Genomic DNA, 18,584 nt, shown 5'->3' on the forward strand with positions numbered 1-18,584 from the left:
CCTCTTTCAAATACCTGTAATATAAACTTTATATTGATGAGCACTGAAATAACGTTCCATGCTGAGAGCCACCAAAGTACGAATCTATCCAACATCAGAGCAGGCGGAATTTCTCGACCGTCAGTTTGATGCTGTGCGGTTCGTATGGAACAAGGCCCTGGCTATTAAGGTTCATTATTACAAGGTTCGTGGGCAGAGCCTTTCTCCCAAAAAACACCTGAAGCCCTTGCTGGCAAAAGCCAAGAAAAGCCGAAAGTACTCATGGCTGAAAAACGCTGACTCTATTGCACTGCAACAGGCCACTATCAATCTGGATACGGCCTTTCAAAACTTTTTCAATCCCAAATTGCAGGCAAGATTTCCTCGCTTCAAGAAAAAGCATGGCAAGCAAAGTAGCTACCATTGTACGTCTGTCTCTGTGGGCGATAACTGGATAAAAATCCCCAAGTGCAAGCCCATAAGGGCTAAAGTGCATCGTGAAATAGTGGGTAAGGTGAAGTCTGTCACCCTGAGCAGAACGCTAACCGGCAAGTATTTTGCCTCCATATTGGCTGATGATACCCAGGAACAACCAAAACAGATTGATAATCTTGAAGCTAATCAGGTTGTCGGTGTTGATATGGGGATTACTGATCTGGCTATCACCAGTACCGGCCATAAGACTGGCAACCCTCGCTTTCTGAAAAAAGCACAACGTAACCTGAAAAGAAAACAACAGGCTCTATCTCGCTGCAAGAAAGGCTCAAAAGGTAGGCACAAAGCCCGTTTATTGGTGGCAAAGGCGCATGAGCGTGTAGCCTTTGCCCGTAATGATTTTCAGCATAAGCTATCAAAACAACTCATCGACGAAAACCAAGCGGTGATTGTGGAGACACTGAAAGTTAAAAACATGCTCAAGAACAAGCGTCTTGCTCGTTCTATTGCTGATGCTGGCTGGCATTCACTGATAACCAAACTCGAATACAAGGCAAAGCAGGAAGGTAAACATCTGGTGAAGATAGACCAGTGGTTTGCATCCTCTAAAACTTGCTCAGTCTGCGATTTGAAACAGGAAAAAATGCCATTGAGAATCCGATCATGGGAGTGTAGCTGTGGTGCTATCCATGACCGGGATATTAATGCAGCTCGCAATATCAAGAAGCAAGGCATATTGAAATTAAAGGCGGAAGGACTGTCCGTTTCTGCTGATGGAGGCTTGCGTAAATCCGGCAGACTGTCGGTTGCTGCCTAAGAAATCAGAAGCCTCACCCGATAGGGTGGGGAGCAGTCACAACAGAGACAGGATAAAGAGCCAGAGGTTCCTTCCAGAGTACTGAGGTCGAGCGGTGCCAGCCCGGTATGAAAGTCAGCAAAGCAGATAACACCCTATAAATCGTTTTGAAAAAGGTTAGTGCAATGACGCAGTGCGGGTAGGTATTTACTGAAAATGTAGTCCAAGTGGTTGACAGACAAGGCATAAATCCTGAAAATGCGCTTCGTCTTTCGGGGCTAGGTAGCTCAGTTGGTTAGAGCACAGCACTCATAATGCTGGGGTCGGCAGTTCGAATCTGCCCCTAGCTACCATTTCAAACAATGACTTCAACCACTGGTTGACATTGGTTAAGACGATGGTAACTTCGAAAGCGTCTTAACGACATCAGTTGGGGTATCGCCAAGCGGTAAGGCAACGGGTTTTGATCCCGTCATGCGCAGGTTCGAATCCTGCTACCCCAGCCATCTTTCTGTCGGTCTCTGCGAAACAGAGGTTGAGTCGCCGGTCTGGTTGTCTTTTGCGTTAAAGCTCAATGGTATAACGGTTGACAGATTGATTTGAAATCCAGATAATTCGCTCCGGTTTGATGGCTAGGTAGCTCAGTTGGTTAGAGCACAGCACTCATAATGCTGGGGTCGGCAGTTCGAATCTGCCCCTAGCTACCATCATCCTCGTCTTTGTGACATTTGTTGGGGTATCGCCAAGCGGTAAGGCAACGGGTTTTGATCCCGTCATGCGCAGGTTCGAATCCTGCTACCCCAGCCATCTTCTCTGATGAAGAATTTCAAAAGCCTGCTTAAGCGATTAAGCAGGCTTTTTTCGTTGTGCTGAGTATTAATTAAACAGTCATGAACGAATGCGTTTACACAACCGTCATACATTAAACAAGAAGCTGAGAAGGTTAAAAAAACGTATTATTTTGTTACCGCATAATTCCTCATACCAAGATAGATGCAACTACGTACAATGCAGCGTTATTATTACCAACGTTCCATTATACGAAGAGGCTGGCTTTGGAATTTGTATTGAGTCTGGACTGGGCGCTGTTGTTGTTTCTGGTGGGATTGATGGCAGGGTTTGTCGATTCCATTGCCGGAGGGGGGGGCTTGATTACCGTACCCGCCCTGTTAGCGGTGGGATTAACTCCGGCTCAGGCACTGGCTACCAATAAATTGCAAAGCAGTGGTGGCGCCTTTTCTGCCAGCTACTATTTTGTTCGCAAAGGCATGGTGAAACTGAGTGACCTGAAACTGGCTATTGCTTTAACCTTCCTGGGTAGTGCGTTGGGAACAACGCTGGTACAAATGATGGATGCCAGCGTGCTGGAACAACTTATTCCCTTCCTGATGATCGGCATTGCCGGTTACTTCCTGTTTTCCCCCAGTGTTGGCAAGAATGACAGTCACCAGCGTCTTACCATGAATCTGTTTGCCATGACTGCCGGGTTGGGCATTGGCTTTTACGACGGTTTCTTTGGTCCGGGAACGGGTTCGTTCTTTGCCATTGCCTTTGTCAGCCTGATGGGTTTCTCCCTGACCAGGGCGACAGCCCATACCAAAGTGTTAAACTGCACCAGCAATATCGCCTCGCTGCTGTTTTTTATATTGGGCGGAGCGGTGGTCTGGAAAGTGGGGCTGGTAATGATTACCGGTCAGCTGATTGGTGCCAGGCTGGGTTCTAAAGTTGTCATGAGTCGTGGTCAGAAGATCATTCGACCAATGATTGTGATAATCTCCCTGATAATGACTGGAAAACTGCTGTGGAATAACTATGGTCACCTGGTGCTTTCCTGACAGTTTTCCTGACAACAATGATTTTTATGGCCGTTAATGGACAGTTCCTGGTACAGCATCCTGTTTGGGGGCGTTTATCTTGCCCTGATTATGGCGTTTGCACTGAACATCATTATGCACCGTCGCTCTGTTGGGGTATCCCTGGCGTGGCTGGTACTGGTGTTTGCCTTACCGGTTGCCGGGTTTGTCTGTTATCTGCTGTTTGGCCCCCGTCGCCTGGGCACCAAACGTATCAAACGGCTGGAAAAACTGCATCCGGATTATGAGCAGTGGTCTGATCACCTGACTGCGGTTATCTCTGGCACGTCGGTCAGGCAAGACGCCGCTCAACAGCACTCTGGTATCTATACCCTTTCCGAGCAGGCGCTGGGTATTCCGGTTATGCCCAGCAGCAATCTGCAACTCTTTCACGAAACCGATGCCATTATTGATGGCATTCTTCAGGATATTGAACGCGCGAAAAAAAGCATTGCCCTGGAGTTTTATATCTGGGACGCCACCGGACGTGGCAGAGAGCTGGCAGAAGCCCTGGTCAGGGCAGCCAGACGGGGCGTTGATTGTGTGGTGGTGCTGGATGGAGTGGGCAGTCGTCGTTTTTTGAGGCACTACTGGGGCAGGCGCTTTCGCCTGGAAGGGATCAGTGTGACCGAGTCACTGCCGGTGGGCTTGCTGCGTATGCTGGTGGAGCGCATCGACATTCGCAACCATCGCAAGATACTGGCCGTGGATGATGATATTGCCTGGACCGGCAGTTTTAACCTGGTGGACCCGAAATACTTTAAAACCGACGCCAACGTCGGACGCTGGGTCGATGCCATGGTGCGCATGGAAGGTGTTGCGGCTCATGTAATGTCTACTGTCGTGCATTGGGACCGAACCCTGGAAACCGGTGAGCCATTCTCTGTTTTACAGTCAACTTATGAGATGCCCCGCAATCAGTTGAGCGACAACCGGGCGCCTGTGCATATCATGCCCTCGGGGCCTGACGGGAAACGGGAATCCATTCATCAGGTGTTGCTGACAGCGATTTATGAGAGTAAAGAAGAACTGCTGATTTCCACACCTTATTTTGTACCGGATGAAGCCCTGTTAACGGCTCTGCGTTCTGCCGCTATGCGCGGTGTCGATGTGCAGCTGCTGGTGCCGGAAAAAAACGACTCCCGTATGGTTCACTATGCCAGTCGTTCCTATTATGAAGAGCTGCTGAATGCGGGCGTCAGCATTCAGCAGTTTAAAGGGGGGCTTCTGCATACCAAGTGCGTACTGGTGGATCGCTCTACCATTCTGTTTGGTACGGTAAACCTTGATATGCGCAGTGTCTGGTTGAATTTCGAAGTCACCCTGATCATTTACGACCGGGCTTTCAGCCAGACCATGGCGCTGCTGCTGGAAAGCTACATTGCATTGTCAGAACCTGTTGAGCCATCCAGCTGGGTTAACCGGCCTTTCCGGAGAAAGCTTCTGGAAAATACCATGCAGCTGATTAGTCCATTGCTATGACATGGTTTTAGGGGGAAGCCTGGAATATATCGCTTTTAGCTTTTTTAGTTGATGGCTGTATGGACAGCTAACAGTGAGAAGCCAAAAGCTAAAAGCCAGGTATATTTCAATTGTTACCATCCTGAGTTTTCATCCCCTCAACATCATCAACATCAACACCGAACCAAAAAGAATCAAGTATTTGCTGCTCTACAGAGGATGGATGGTCAGGCCATTCGGACTGGTAATTAAAAGGAATGCGGGTAATATATTTACAATTAGGTGAGTTATATTTATGAGAACGAAACTCCACTACGACCCAAGGCTCACCATTAACCCAAACAGGATTTATCAAATAATGAAAATGACCAAGTGGCTCAACAATTTCTTTTGTGGCTTCCGCCGCATGAGTTGGCAAGTAAATAAGCCGCTGGTCAACTTTTACATGGTTTTGGGGTGTATTCGCATTAAGCACTTTTAATCTGCCATGAGCATTCCTTAAATTTGTACATTGATAAACATCATTCCAGTATCCCATAACCCAACTGCTGAATATAGATCGTAAATGGCCACCATGCCTTATAGAGTTCTGGGATTTGAAAAAATCATTAACGACCTTTAAAAATGCAACATAAAAATTATTTTTAAAAAGTGAACGTAGTAATTCAATATCATTATCTTCCAAAATCTGCATTACAATTTGTTGCTGACTGACTCTGATTGAGGTAGGTGTATATCTTGGACCATTTTTAGAATTTTTTTTAATATTCAAATTTTCATTATTTAAAAGTTTATTATATAGCAATGCTATTTTAGAAAAGTGAATGATCAGGGGCTTTATATAAGAGTGGTGACCGGATATGTTTACCTTCTCACTTATATATGAAAAAATATACTCACTCAAAGCACTTGTGCTTTCAATTATCACTTGACTTTCATTTAAAAAGGCTTCTTCAGTTGGAAGGTTGAAACCTGCTAAATCAGAAATTTTTTCAATGTTTTTGAATGGGATAAAAAAATTAGATTGATTACACCAGATAAAACTGCTGGTTTCTTGCTTAAAGATAACAGTTTTACGTAAAATCTTATTATAATAATGTTGATTTTTTGTTTCCTCTTTTTTTTCTGCATTAACCACCGGAACTTGAACGTCATTTTCTGTGCGCAAAAAATTATACACATCAAATTTAAACGGTAAAAAGTGGTTATATTCAGAAAGTTCCAATTTTAATAATCCATTATTTTCTTCTTTATTGAAATCAGCGACAATTTTTTCGATAGGTACAAGCTTGGGATTGGATTCCATTAGAAGTACTAAACGATTCAGGTCAGGCAATATTTTCTTATGTTGAGAGGCGGTTAATGGTGCCGTGACAATTTCCACACATTCAGATCTTTTCGGATCAGCAGTGAGCTCAACTGTAATGGCAATAACCGGGTATCCAAAGCAGCGCAATGGTGTTTCCACTATAGCCTGACCTTTCGTCAATTTGATGTTTTTGCTGAAAACTAAAACCAGATCAGGACACTCCATTTCGCGCCCAACTCTTCTTGGATCTATATTTTTCTCTGGAGTATGGATGTAACAAATGTCATCTTCCTCCAACGCCTCGGGAAAAAAAAATTCTCCCTTCAGGCAGCCAGGCCTGGAAATATCTATGCCGCAGCGACAAACTTTAAGCTTTTTGGCAGGCGTTTCCCGTTTGACTTCAGAACCCGACCGGGAAACGGTTGAATCATCACTCGCTGCGGCATTACTCTCTCCATTTGCCTCTGCGGTGGTGCTTGTTCCTTGAGCACCCCGGGGCAGACTATGTATCCCTTCCGGGAAAGCTATATTGTAGTTCTTTAGCTGTATAGTCGTCTCAGGCAGCAGAAAAAGATCGTCCAGATTGTCCAGATTGTCCATAAGAGTGGCGCGAGCACGTTCCCCGACCCTGATGTTTTCAATGATCTTCTGAAACTCTATTTCTTCTGAAATGGAGTGACGATTGAATAACTCAAAATGAATGGTTTGAATGGCAGGATCAACTGTCTCTTTTTTAAAAGATAGCTTGAGCATGCTGGATATTTCCTGAACTTTCTTATTGACGGTCTCTTGATTTTTTAATGAGTTCCCCAGTGTTGATTTTATACTGTAAGACTGATCGAATTCAGATATAGGTTCAGATGACTTGCCAGACCCGGGAGCGTATTGAATAGTCATTGGCTGACCACTTGTGAATGATATTACAGGACTATCAGCTTGCGACAAAAACAGTTCTATCGTTGCGCTATCGTACTCATGATTTTCTATGTAGCATTGCCATTTCTTAATTTCCTCTTGTGCATATGCTTCCGATAAACACTCAGTGCCTGGTAAAGGTTGTAAACTAGCGGTGTAAATATGAAAAGGATAAGCACTGCTTATCCTGACATGATCGATTTTTTGGCTGCTCTCTTTTGATGGTGAAAATTTTTCAGGGTGAGTAGCGCCTATTTTACTGTTATTGATGTTGCGACGTTTCGACAGCAAATCAAAATACTGCTGACTGCTTTTAACCGGCAAATGTTTATTAAGCTCTGTACGTAAATCATAGCGTGGAAATGAGTTAAGCTGAGTTTTTTCAGCATAAGCATCTGACAGGTGTGGATTCACTGCCAGCAGAAAAACAAAAGAACTTAAGTAATTGGCTATATTCCTTTTAATGGCAATGGTTGAAAAAGGAGCCGGTGGGCTGAATCTGTTATATTGCATGGATATTGATTTTAGTACTCCATCCTGAGCCATAGGATAGGCAATAATTACTTATCCTGTTAACTCCGGGTCTCTTACGGAGGGAATACTAATCCTGACCATTTTTGTCGTGTTTTTTCTTTTTATGCGCCCTTTGGTGATCCGACAGGGCCAGGGCATTCTTGTAGACCTTCCCGCATGGCCGCTGCTGGCCATTTTCTTCGACCACTGTCGTCATACAGGTTTGTTGCTCGGTGTGGTCTCTTTTTTTGTGAGACCACAGGACTCTCGAACTCTCGAAGATCTCCCCGCATACCCGCTGCTGGCCATCCTTATCCTTCACTTTCATGTCACAGGTTTTTTGCCCTCCGTGGTATTGGCTTTTGTGAGTCAACAGGGATCTCTCATTCTTGAAGCTCCTTCCGCATGGCTGCTGCTGGCCATCCTTCCCGACCACTTTCGTGTTACAGGTTAACCGCTGTGGCTCATGGTTTTTGCTCTGCTCTTCGAGTGCAGTCATCATGCGGGTACATCGGAGGGAGTCAGGAGTGGCAGGTGCAGTCGAGCTGGAATGGCATTGGATTAAGGTTCTACAAGCAGAGTCATACTCAACAGCAGGTGATGTTTTGTGTTTCTTTTCAGGTGGCTCACCAACTTTCTGGCGATGTGATGAATTCGGTATATTCTCATCCCTGACTTCGGCTGCCGGATATTTACAGGATTTGCCAGTACAAAGCAGATGCTTTATGCACACAGGCTGGCGACGGCCTCCGGGCCGCAGATCGGCAGTCTGGGAAGTACTGTGAGCATGGCTTGTGCTCAAGTGATAACACGGCTTATGACGACAAGCCTCACAATATGATGTTCTGCTTGCAGAGTGGGGTATCAGAGGTGGAGGCTCTCCTCCTCCAAAGCCGCCATTTATCTGGCAATTATTTACAGACAAATGCTGCGTATATAGTTGGAGGCTGGCTGATGAGGATGAGCATCCCTCGTTATTTCCTGAAATTCCCTGTGTTGTTGAGCCACCTTCGCCATCTTTCCCTAAAGTGATAATGGCAAGCTGATGCTGCTGGTTTATTTCCTGCTGATGCATTTGAGTAAACAGGAGCTGTACTGGATTCCAGTGTGTGCTTATCAGCCAGTCGACAACGACAGTCGCCACCATGGGCATCCATGAATAAGTCATGGGTTTCAGGGAGCCTTCTTGTTTCCGTAAAGTCAAAGTCAGTGTGTAACCGATGATTTCACGAGTGGCATATACAGGCCGCCATGAAATGGACTTAACCACAGTAGTCATGGTTTCCCAGAGACCGGAAGGTCTGTGTGGCTTGTCATCAGGCGGTGAGTCTGATCCTGAATAGCCGCTTGTGTCAGCAGTTTCTGTCGGGGTTTCCTGCAATGGCGCTATATCAATGACTGGCATTGCGTTTGGATCAGGCTTTATTGAAAAGTTCTGGCTTGGTGAACCTGCACTGCTATTTTCAATCTCTACAATAAAACTCGCCGTCTGTGTGTCGGCTAAACAGGCGAAAGACAGGCATAGCAATACAGCAGAAAGTAAATGTTTTATGGTTCTCTCCTTTCATTTTAATTGTTGAAGAGAGGAAGGATAGTTCAGGAAAATAAACGTGCTTTTTTATCAACAAAAGTCAAAAGGTTGCACCGAAAAAAAGTTGCCGCATAGCGGCCTGCTTGTCGAAGGGGGGCTGCGCACTTCGATAAGCTCAGTGCGCACGGTGGAATACTCTTCAATGCCTGTTCCTTAGGGGGAAGCTTAGAATATACCGCTTTCCGCTGTTAGTTGGTGGCTGTATGCAGCTAACAGCGAGAAGCTAAAAGTTTCTGACTGCTCCTCCCCTAAATTTTCACTTACTGATCAAAACGAACACGGTACAGCAGTGAGTAAATCACCGGCACTACCAATAATACTCAGCGGTACTGTTGACCAGATAGCCAGCGGCTGTCGTAAAGTATTGAACAGCAGGATAGTCACCAGGAACATCGACAGGTAGCCTACTGGCAGAGACTTGAAGATATTCTTGTTGGCTTCTGCCGACTTTTCGAACTCTCCTTATGCGCAGTGTCTGGCTGAATTTCGAAGTCACCCTGATCATTTACGACCGTACTTTCAGCCAGACCATGGCGCTGCTGCTGGAAAGCTACATTGCATTGTCAGAACCTGTTGAGCCATCCAGCAGGGCTAACCGGCCTTTCCGGAGAAAGCTCCCGGAAAATACCGTGCAGCTGATTAGTCCGCTGCTATGATGATCTGTCGGCAGGGTATACGACGCCAATCATTTTTCTGGCGTCGGTCATGATTTCGCTGATGATTTGAGTGGCCACAAGACCGGGGTGCTGATACTGCCTGTTTTGGATCAGTTCTGCAAAGGCCTTTGCTTCATACTCCAGAGTGTTTTCAGGCTGTGTAATGCCCAGCTTCTCAGGTGCTTCCCCTCTGATAATGCGTGTCACTGTGCGGCAGTCGGAAATTTGCTCAATCAGCAGCGCTCCGGCTTCTCCCTGAATATCACTGGGTGTCAGTCCATCGCTGACTTTTGAATGGCTGACCAGCACTTCAAAGCCTTCATACTTCAATGTCAGGGAGCCATGGGCGTCTACTCCGGACTCTAACAGACTGCCACTGGCTGAAACCTGCTCAGGCTTACCGAACAGTTCAATGGCTGCGGTCAGCGGGTAGATACCAATATCCATCAGAGAACCGTTTGAGAACTCAGGGTTAAAGGTATTCGGGGTCTCGCCATCCAGATATTTCTGGTAGCGGGAAGAGTATTGGCAAAAACTGAAATGCGCTCGCCGAATTTTTCCCAGTGAAGGCAGAGTCTCCCGGCTTATTTGCAGGTTTGGCAGATAGCGGGTTTTCATGGCTTCCATTAATACGACGTTGTTTGCCAGGGCAATTTCGATCAAATGCCTTACTTCGTCAATATTGGATGCCAGAGGCTTTTCACCAGCAACATGCTTGCCCTGTTTTAGAAAAAGCTCTGCCTGGGAAGCGTGCAGCGAGTTTGGGCTGGCAATATAAACAGCATCAATATCCGGGTTATCAGCCATTGCTTCAAGATTGTCATAGCAGTCAGTCACCGCATATTGCTCAGCGAAGGAACGAGCAGTGTCCAGTGTGCGGGAATAAACGGCAGTCAGCTTGAGAAGCCTGGTCGTGTGAGCTGCCTGGCAAAAGGCGTGGCTGATCCAGTTGGTACCGATAACAGCAAAACGAATCATATCTTTGAACCCGTGTTTTAAAAATGAACTCCGACAGGCTCCTGGCCTCTGATAGAACAGGATGTCGGAGTTCATTCAGTTTTCACTTACTGATCAAAACGAACACGGTACAGCAGTGAGTAAATCACCGGCAGTACCACCAGTGTCAGTACTGTGGCAAAACCAAGACCAAAGATAATGGTCACTGCCATGGAGCTGAAGAAAGCATCTGAAATCAGCGGCACCATCCCCAGCATGGTGGTCAGAGCGGCCATGCAGACCGGACGCACACGGCTGACACAGGCATCCAGAATCGCCTTCTGGATAGATGTAGCGTTTTTCGCTTCAATATTGATCTGCTCAACCAGTACGATGCCGTTTTTCAACACCATACCGGACAGGCTCAGCATCCCCAGCATGGCGGTAAAAGTGAACGGCATATTCAGAAGCAGCAGACCCGCAGCAATACCAATAATACTCAGCGGTACCGTCGACCAGATAGCCAGCGGCTGTCGTAAAGTATTGAACAGCAGGATAGTCACCAGGAACATCGACAGGTAGCCCACCGGCAGAGACTTGAAGATACTCTTGTTGGCTTCTGTAGACTTTTCGAACTCTCCTCCCCATTCGAAGCTATAACCTTCTGGCAAAGGAATGGCTTCCATACCCTCTTTCAGCTTCTGACGCATGGATTCCGGCGTGTCGTTGCTGAACGGTGCTATGTCAGCCATAACTGTCAGGACACGCTTGAGGTTGCGGCGCATGATCAGCGGGTTTTCAGTTTCAGTCGCAAACCCTTTCACGGCCTGACTGATGGGGACAAACGCATTGCGCTCCTGACTCCATACCTGCAGATCATTAATGCGGTCAGCGTTGAAGCGTTCTGCTTCTGGCGCACGGGCAACAATCGGCATCAGATGACTGCCGTCATGGTACAGGCCGACCTGTTGACCACTGAAGTTCATTAGCAGGGTGTTATCCAGTGCCTGCTTGGTGATACCACTCCGACGGGCAGCCGCTTCATCCAGTTGTGGGCGTACAATAGCTACCTGTTCCCGCCAGTCATTGCGGATATCAACCGCGCCCGGAACGGCTTCCATCACTTTAACCGCCTGTGTGCTCAGCTGGCGCAGTACGTCCGGATCCGGTCCGTAGAAACGGGCTTCGATCCGTGCAGCAGGCGCCGGGCCGTTCTGCAGCAGTTTGAACTTGTATTCGTACTCAGGGTACTGGTTCTCAAGGCGCTCACGAATTTGTGGCAGCAGGGTTTCAATGGTCTGCAGGCTGTCGGTTTTAATCATCAGCTGACCATAGCTGCTATACAGTTTCTCCGGCGTGTAAGTGAGAATAAAGCGTTGTGCGCCCATGCCCATTACCGTGGTAACGTTCTGCACCTCATCAAAAGCCAGAACTTCCTGCTCAAGTACCTGCATGTTTTTCTGGGTTTGTCGTATATCGGTGCCTTCCTGCATCCAAACGTCCACAAAGAACAGCGGCGTATTGGAAGGTGGGAAGAAGGCCTGCTTAACGTGAGAGAAACCTGCAATCGCACCCAGCAGGGCAGAGATAACCAGCACCAGTGAAATAATGCGATGTTTCAGCGCTTTATTCAGAATGGCACGATAAATAACAAACAGAATGCCTTTGTACGGATCGTCCGGGTTGCCGGTCAGTGTCGCCTGATCCGGATCCTTGAATGCCAGATGACAGAAGAACGGTGTCAGAGTAATGGCCAGAACCCAGCTGATGCTCAATGAGATTAGCAGAACCTGAAACAGGGACCCCAAAAAGTCCCCGGTAGCATCCGGAGACAGGCCAATAGGGGCAAAAGCCATGATGGCAATGGCGGTTGCGCCGAGCAGGGGCCAGATATTCTGGTCAACAATGTTCTTGATCGCTTCCATACGGGTCTGCCCGCGTTGCAACCCCACCAGTACTCCTTCTGTGACGACGATGGCGTTATCAACCAGCATCCCCAGGGCGATGATCAACGCTCCAAGAGAGATCAGCTCCAGCTGTATCGACAGAATGTTCATGCCGATAAAGGTGCCGAAAATAGTCAGCATCAGGATGCCGCCCATCAACAGACCAGAACGTAATCCCATGGCGAACAGAAGGACGACAATAACGATGGCAATGGCTTCAACCAGGCTGATGATAAAGTTATTCACCGAGTGGTTAACAATATCAGGCTGGTCGTAAACACTCGTCAGCTCAATGCCGACCGGGCGACTGGACTCCAGCTCAGCCATGCGCTGGTCAACGGCATGACCAACGTCAACGACATTAACACCTTTGGCAAAGGAGATACCCACAGACAGAGCTTTCTCGCCATTGCTGCGGTAAAGGTTAATCGGGGTTTCATCAAAGGTTTTGTAGATAGTGGCAATATCACCCAGGTACACCAGCTCAGAACTGCCGGGAATATTGATCACCAGTCGTTCCAGTTCCGCAATGGACTGAAATTCACCGGTTGGGTGAATGCGGACAGACTGACCTTCAATCAGCATACGGCCAGCGTTAGAGACAATGTTCTGGTTCTGGATCAGGCCGAAGATCAGTTTCGGGTCCACGCCCAGTGAAGCCAGTTTTGACTGGGAGATTTCAATGACGACCTGCTCGGAAACCTTACCGGCAATAGAGACTTTTTTAACCCCTTTTACCAGTGTCAGCTCACGACGCAGAATGTTGGCATAGTCTGCCAGCTCCCGGTAAGTGTAATCTTCACCGCTGATGTTATACAGAATGCCGTAAACATCGCTGAAGTCATCATTGACGATGGACGGATAGACGCCGGGAGGCAGCGTCCCCTGGCTATCGCCAATCTTGCGGCGCAACTCATCCCAGATCTGCGGGTGCTGATTTGCGCTGAAATCGAAGGAAAGTTCAACCATTATCTGGGAATTACCGGCGCTGGAGACGGAAGTGATATTCTTCACGTATTCCAGTTCCTGTATGGCACGCTCCAGTGGCAGAGTGACTTCCTCCTCAACCTGCTCCGGTGAGGCGCCGGGGTAAACCGTGTTAACCATCGCCTGGGGAATCGGGAATTCAGGAAACTCCAGTTGCCCCAGGTTTTTAAACGACACTGCGCCGCCAACCAGTAGCAGGACCACCAGTGTCCAGCTGATGACTTTGTTCTTAATTGAATATTCAGCGATATTCATGCTTATACTCCACGCTCACGTTCCAGCGGCTTGACTTCCATACCTGCACGCAAACGGTTCAGGCCAGCGGATACAATCTGTTCACCATCCTCAAGACCGGAGGTAACGGTAATCCCGGACTGGGTAATACGACCAACGGTAACGGACCTGGGGGTAACTGTTCCGGTTTCAGTGTTATATACCCAGACCTGATATTGACCACTGCTGTCGTCTTTAAGAACGGCTGTCATGGGTACAACAAATTCAGAAGCAGAGCTGTCATTGCCCATAACGCGAGTGATATCTATCGCCATGGTTGCGCCCATCCCCGGATAGACGGTGAACGACTGTGGTGCAGGCATGGAAAAGGTCACTTCATAAGACTGAGTACCTGGAGTCACCCTGGTGGCATGTTCTTTATAAGAGACCTTGTATTCTGTGCCATTGCTCCCTGAAGGGCTGCCTGCAAAGGTCACCACTGGCTGATAGGCTGGATCGACACGGTCTTCCTGTACCTGGGTCAGAATGCTTTCAGGCATCTGGATGCTGATATCCAGGGTTTGATGATCCTGTAGAATCAGAACCGGCTGCTGGGCCTGAACGGACTGATAGTTTTCCACCAGAGTCTGGGCAATACGTCCAGCAAAAGGTGCGGTTAATACCGTATCGCTGAGGCGGTCTTTGGCCAGTTGCAGTTTGACTCTGGATGCCTTTAGGCGGGTGCTGGCGTTATCGAAGTCAGACTGGGACACCATCTTCTTATCACGCAGGGACTGAATACGATGAAAGTCGGACGCTGCCAGGTCGTAATCGGCCTGAAGGGCTGCCACTTCGTTCCTGAGATCACGGTCATCCAGTTTTGCCAGCAACTGGCCCTTTTCAACAATCATTGCGGGGGTTGCCGGAAACTCCATCAGTTCACCTGGAATCCGGAATGAGATAGATGCTTCTTCACTGGCTGCGACGATTGCAGGGAACTCCCTGAGGCTTTGTGACCGCTGGTTGACCACTTCGAACAGCTTTACCGGTCTTACGACACTGACCTGTTGCTCTACAGGCTCTGAACAGGCGGTCAGGAAACTGAGAGAAACGGTTGCCATTGTCGCAGTGCGGACAAATCTGGCAAGTGAGTTTGGTTTCATGGGATTCCTTGTTCTTTATGTATTAGTAAGTCTTTTTCGAATTTAAAACGAATGATATTCGGTTTTGTTTAAAGTCATTGGTTGCACATAAGTCGTGGCAAACAGCAGTTGTCAATAAAAGCTAATTCAGTAGTTTTTCCTGAACAAGTTCTCTGGCCAGAACTTCCAGAGTGTTCAGTCGTTCATCAAAGTTGTCAGGGCAGATATCCCAACTTGAGAAAAAGCGCTTAATTTGTCGTTTATGCATAGCGTATGCTTTTTCAGCGGACAGTACCTTATTAAACACCTCAAACCCGGACTCTTTTATCTGAAATAAGCCCCAGGTGCAGGCAAAGAGACCCAGCTCCAGCTCCAGGGCCAGCTCTTCTGAATAGTCCATTGTCGAGTGTTGCTCCAGGAGTTCTTTACAAATTAATTTCATCCATGCGTACACTTCATTGCGGAACTTATTCATGGCGAGGTACCGCTGGCTGGAAGCCCGTTCCCAGACAAAAGGGTTCATGGCCAGTTGCTGAAGGCGGTAATGCCCGGGATTCTGATCATCGTCATACCACAGAAAGAAGCACAGTAATGCCATACGTTCATGAGGCGGCAGAGCCATCTCGGTAATACGCTGCTTTACAGATTTCCGCATTCTGCAAGTGACATCGGCACATCCTAGCAACAGGTCTTCTTTGCTGGAAAAGTGAGAGTAAATAGACCCCATGGAGCAGTTGGCTGCCTTGGCAATATCAGACATGCGCAGGTCGAGAAAACTGCGCTCATCCAACAGCTTGATGGTGGCTGCGAGAATATCTGCTTCCCTTTGCTGGCGTTTTAGTTGTCTGGACATCAGGTTACCGGTTTGTGAAATTTTTTTCGAATAATATTCGTTTAAGTCTGTAAAATCCATAAGTGATTTTTCATCATGCCTTCAAAAGGGAGAGTAACAGGGTCATCAATCCAGTTATTCAATAATCCCTCCATCAGCAGACAGAGACCTATACTGTTTACCCAAAGCCATTGAGTTGGAGCAAACTGATTTATGTCACCGGTTGAACAAGACGACAGACACAATATTCCTGCCAGTGAAGGGTACTGGCAACCTTTGCCTGCCAATGGTTATGTCGAGATCAGGGTTTCAACACGGCAGTATCCGCAGACTTCTGGTGTAGAGCAGGGAATTCAGGTGATAGCGCCTGGAGGATATGTAAGAGAGCACCGACATAAAGGGCAGCAGGAACTAATCCTCGTGTACGAAGGTGAAGGCGTGGCTGAAATAGACGGCAGGGAGTATCCCATGTTTTCAGGGGCGTCTTTCTACCTGACGCCTTATAAAAGGCATCAGTTTATCAATACAGGTGAGGGCGAACTGAAGTTTTTCTGGGTCTTTCTGCCGGGAGGTCTGGCAGATTTTTTCCGCAAAGTCGGTCGTCCCCAGCGAGCAGGGGAAACAGCTCCGCCAGCTTTTGCCCGGCCTGATAATATCAACCAGATTGAAGCGGAGACAGTGTTTGCGCATTTGGGACATCCGCTGAACGTTGCTTCATACGGATGTCCCATAAAATAAGCCAGCAGTTTTTGTCTTATCCAGAACTACGGATTTTCAATCAGTTGGGTGCTAGAGTCGTAGATTTGATGTTGATGACTACTCAATTCAACATCAGCTGAATAATCGTCTGGTTGACCAAACATGATTGACATGTACTTTGGATATTGTGTGCACTTCAGCGTGTTGAGCACAAGAAGATTAAGAGTTGCGCAGGACTTCGTGTTTTTATATTTAAAGCAACCTATTGCAGGTACCGCATAGATGGGAATAACTAACAAAGCAATGAAGCCTAAATATTTCGAGTTCAGTGCTGATGTTAAACTGCCTGCTTTCGATTTGTCTGAACTGGACACTTCTGAGTGTGTGTTGTCAGTCACATTTGGTGAGCGTGTCGTCAGGCCTTTGTTAACATCATGGCGAGTGGATAAAACCGGTGCAGATCTGTTTTTAATGGTAAATGGCATTGCAGACGGCGTATTTCTGACAGTCGTTGTATGTTTGTCAGGGGATAGTTGTGATGATGGAGTTGGTTTTCTGGTCGTTTGATAAGGGGAGGAGTGTACGACAGAAGATGGTTTTATTGTGCCGGGGCTCAGTACTGCGGAGGGCTCTGTTGTTAGCGCTGAGCTAGCTGTTGTTTTAGGGCTCGATTGGATAGAAGATGACGCTAAGGTTATGGAAGTCGTTGGTGTCTTTGCGTCTACGTTGGAAGTCTTTGACAGATGAGGCGTAGCAGTAACTGGCCATTGGGTTACAGTACTGTTGGTTAAGTTTGGGTATTCCTGATAGGAGCTACTGGCGCAATCTGGTAAATCTGACCACCAGTACTCAGGAGCAGAGGGAGCGGCAGTGATTGTAGTGGTGCTGGCTGTTGTGCTTTCTGTACTGGTTAGCCCTGTTGGTTCTTCCCGAGGTTCGGAAAAGATTGTCAGCCCGGTTGGGTAACGAATTGCAAAAGGATCAAATGAATTTTCGCCTGCCAGCGACAGTTGCCCACTGATGGCGTCTTTTGCGGCAATAATAACGGGCGACTGTTGTTTTGTAACTTTGTAAGAGAAGCTGACATTTTCAAAGTCAAGCTCTATGTCAGACGAAGGTTCGGTGTAAATCGCTAAAATACCTGATGCATTTGGCGCTTTCTGATTATCAATGGCTGACTGGATAGAAGCCAGTTTTATTGAACGGGCATTTTCAAATGAAAATAATGCGCAGCCCGAAATGAAGTTGTGAGTTTTGATTTTCTTCAGGCTTACCCAGTTTATACCTGATGTTTTTACTGCATAACTGTGAACATTTCCACCATTCTTTCTGATTTCAACATCCGTAAGCGCCAGAGAGGATGTGTTTTCTGCACTTACTTCGCCTTCAGCCAGAATAATCGCTTTGTTGGCGGTTTCTGCACTGAGCATGCTGACGTTATTGATTGAAGCGCTACCTCCTTTTATCTGTATAAAATGATTCACCACATGATTCAGGTGGTGAAGAAGAAGGCCTTTTGGGTCAATTTGTAACCCTTCGACGAGTAAGTTATTGCCTGTCGAATAAATAATACTGTAAAGACCTAGCAGCATTGTACTGGATAGTTTGAGTTGCGGATTATCAGAGCCAATAATGACCACATTATCCGCAGTGACCATTATGGGACCTCCCAGTGTCAGATCGCCATCAATTATATGGATTGTGTCAGGAGTATCAGCTGTTATGTATGCACTGGTCCACCACTTTTCTTTGTAAACTTTTACTCCCTTATATCTTTGGGCAGAGGCTGGTAGCTTTTTCATAATGCTCCGGCAGATGCTTCGGTCATTTGAATCCACTTCCGTATCGCATAAGGTGAGATTGTGTTTAGCAGCCAATGCCAGGCTGGATAGGGTCGATGCCACCGTCACCGCGCTAATGGCTGTAGTTGTAATGTTCTGAGCAAAAGTCCAGTCAGTCGCAACCGACAAGAGTAAAAAGAAAGCAAGCCGAACAGTTATTTGTTTACATACAATAAGGGACATCGCTACAACCTTCTCGTTCTGTAATACCTGTGATTTCTAATAAAGGGGGGATACCCGCTCTCTTTGAAAATTAGTCAATAATGCACTGAAAGGCTGCTAAGAGAGGTAGAAGATCAAAATACCCCAACGTCATTCCCACCCGCGCGGGAATGACGGAGGAACTGGTATATTATTGATTGTCGCTTCCGTAACCGATAAATGCATTTATTTTGTCAGGTCATTTTATATCTGAATCTGGCATTACGACGGTTTGTTTTTACCGACATTCACCACCCAACATGACATTTTCCTAATACC

At 47.1% G+C, this 18,584-nt stretch carries 12 protein-coding genes and 4 tRNA genes; 9 read left to right on the forward strand and 7 right to left on the reverse strand.

Going from position 1 to position 18,584, the window contains the following annotated elements; translation table 11 throughout:
* Window positions 1-58: 58 nt before the first annotated feature.
* From NX720_RS18280 to cls, 7 genes are all read left to right on the forward strand, one after another.
* Entirely contained in the window at window positions 59-1,231 is a 1,173-nt protein-coding gene (locus tag NX720_RS18280; protein ID WP_262596510.1) for an RNA-guided endonuclease InsQ/TnpB family protein, read from the forward strand.
* Between the two features lie 255 nt (window positions 1,232-1,486).
* Window positions 1,487-1,563 (forward strand) — tRNA-Met (locus NX720_RS18285).
* A 78-nt stretch (window positions 1,564-1,641) separates the two neighbouring features.
* A tRNA-Gln gene (locus NX720_RS18290) sits at window positions 1,642-1,716 on the forward strand.
* Window positions 1,717-1,840: 124 nt separating this feature from the next.
* Window positions 1,841-1,917: transfer RNA gene (locus NX720_RS18295), tRNA-Met, on the forward strand.
* Between the two features lie 25 nt (window positions 1,918-1,942).
* Window positions 1,943-2,017: transfer RNA gene (locus NX720_RS18300), tRNA-Gln, on the forward strand.
* Window positions 2,018-2,265: 248 nt separating this feature from the next.
* Window positions 2,266-3,045 carry a TSUP family transporter gene (locus NX720_RS18305; protein WP_262596512.1) on the forward strand — a complete coding sequence of 260 codons (780 nt, stop codon included), beginning with the start codon at window positions 2,266-2,268 and terminating at the stop codon, window positions 3,043-3,045.
* A 36-nt stretch (window positions 3,046-3,081) separates the two neighbouring features.
* Window positions 3,082-4,545: a cardiolipin synthase gene (cls, locus tag NX720_RS18310; protein ID WP_262596514.1), complete on the forward strand. Its 1,464-nt coding sequence runs from the start codon at window positions 3,082-3,084 to the stop codon at window positions 4,543-4,545.
* 106 nt (window positions 4,546-4,651) lie between these two features.
* Here the strand turns inward: cls and NX720_RS18315 are convergent, their stop codons facing one another.
* Window positions 4,652-7,261, reverse strand: a complete 2,610-nt coding sequence (locus tag NX720_RS18315) for a hypothetical protein (RefSeq protein ID WP_262596516.1) — start codon at window positions 7,259-7,261, stop codon at window positions 4,652-4,654.
* 88 nt (window positions 7,262-7,349) lie between these two features.
* Complete coding sequence (locus NX720_RS18320) at window positions 7,350-8,666, reverse strand: hypothetical protein (protein ID WP_262596518.1); 1,317 nt, start codon at window positions 8,664-8,666, stop codon at window positions 7,350-7,352.
* Between the two features lie 650 nt (window positions 8,667-9,316).
* Between NX720_RS18320 and NX720_RS18325 the strand changes: the two genes are divergently transcribed.
* A complete protein-coding gene (locus NX720_RS18325; protein ID WP_262596519.1) occupies window positions 9,317-9,508 on the forward strand; it encodes a hypothetical protein in 192 nt (63 codons plus the stop codon).
* On the opposite strand, the gene NX720_RS18330 is transcribed toward NX720_RS18325, so the two are convergent.
* The 4 genes from NX720_RS18330 to NX720_RS18345 all read right to left on the reverse strand — a co-directional run bounded on the left by NX720_RS18330 (window position 9,503) and on the right by NX720_RS18345 (window position 15,645).
* The gene (locus tag NX720_RS18330; RefSeq protein ID WP_262596521.1) at window positions 9,503-10,486 is read right to left on the reverse strand and encodes a Gfo/Idh/MocA family protein; all 984 of its coding nucleotides are present in this window, start codon (window positions 10,484-10,486) and stop codon (window positions 9,503-9,505) included. The genes NX720_RS18325 and NX720_RS18330 overlap by 6 nt on opposite strands.
* Window positions 10,487-10,572: 86 nt before the next feature.
* On the reverse strand, window positions 10,573-13,632 hold the full coding sequence (locus tag NX720_RS18335) for an efflux RND transporter permease subunit (RefSeq protein ID WP_262596523.1): 3,060 nt from the start codon (window positions 13,630-13,632) through the stop codon (window positions 10,573-10,575).
* A gap of 2 nt (window positions 13,633-13,634) precedes the next feature.
* Complete coding sequence (locus NX720_RS18340) at window positions 13,635-14,753, reverse strand: efflux RND transporter periplasmic adaptor subunit (RefSeq protein ID WP_262596526.1); 1,119 nt, start codon at window positions 14,751-14,753, stop codon at window positions 13,635-13,637.
* A 121-nt stretch (window positions 14,754-14,874) separates the two neighbouring features.
* A complete protein-coding gene (locus NX720_RS18345) occupies window positions 14,875-15,645 on the reverse strand; it encodes a TetR/AcrR family transcriptional regulator (RefSeq protein ID WP_262596528.1) in 771 nt (256 codons plus the stop codon).
* Between the two features lie 132 nt (window positions 15,646-15,777).
* Here NX720_RS18345 and NX720_RS18350 point away from each other — a divergent pair, with 132 nt between their 5' ends.
* Window positions 15,778-16,302: a cupin domain-containing protein gene (locus tag NX720_RS18350; RefSeq protein ID WP_262596530.1), complete on the forward strand. Its 525-nt coding sequence runs from the start codon at window positions 15,778-15,780 to the stop codon at window positions 16,300-16,302.
* A gap of 26 nt (window positions 16,303-16,328) precedes the next feature.
* On the opposite strand, the gene NX720_RS18355 is transcribed toward NX720_RS18350, so the two are convergent.
* Complete coding sequence (locus tag NX720_RS18355; RefSeq protein ID WP_262596532.1) at window positions 16,329-18,287, reverse strand: hypothetical protein; 1,959 nt, start codon at window positions 18,285-18,287, stop codon at window positions 16,329-16,331.
* Window positions 18,288-18,584: the final 297 nt, after the last annotated feature.

Origin of the sequence: Endozoicomonas euniceicola, from assembly GCF_025562755.1 — a bacterium.
Classification (GTDB): Bacteria; Pseudomonadota; Gammaproteobacteria; order Pseudomonadales; family Endozoicomonadaceae; genus Endozoicomonas_A; species Endozoicomonas_A euniceicola.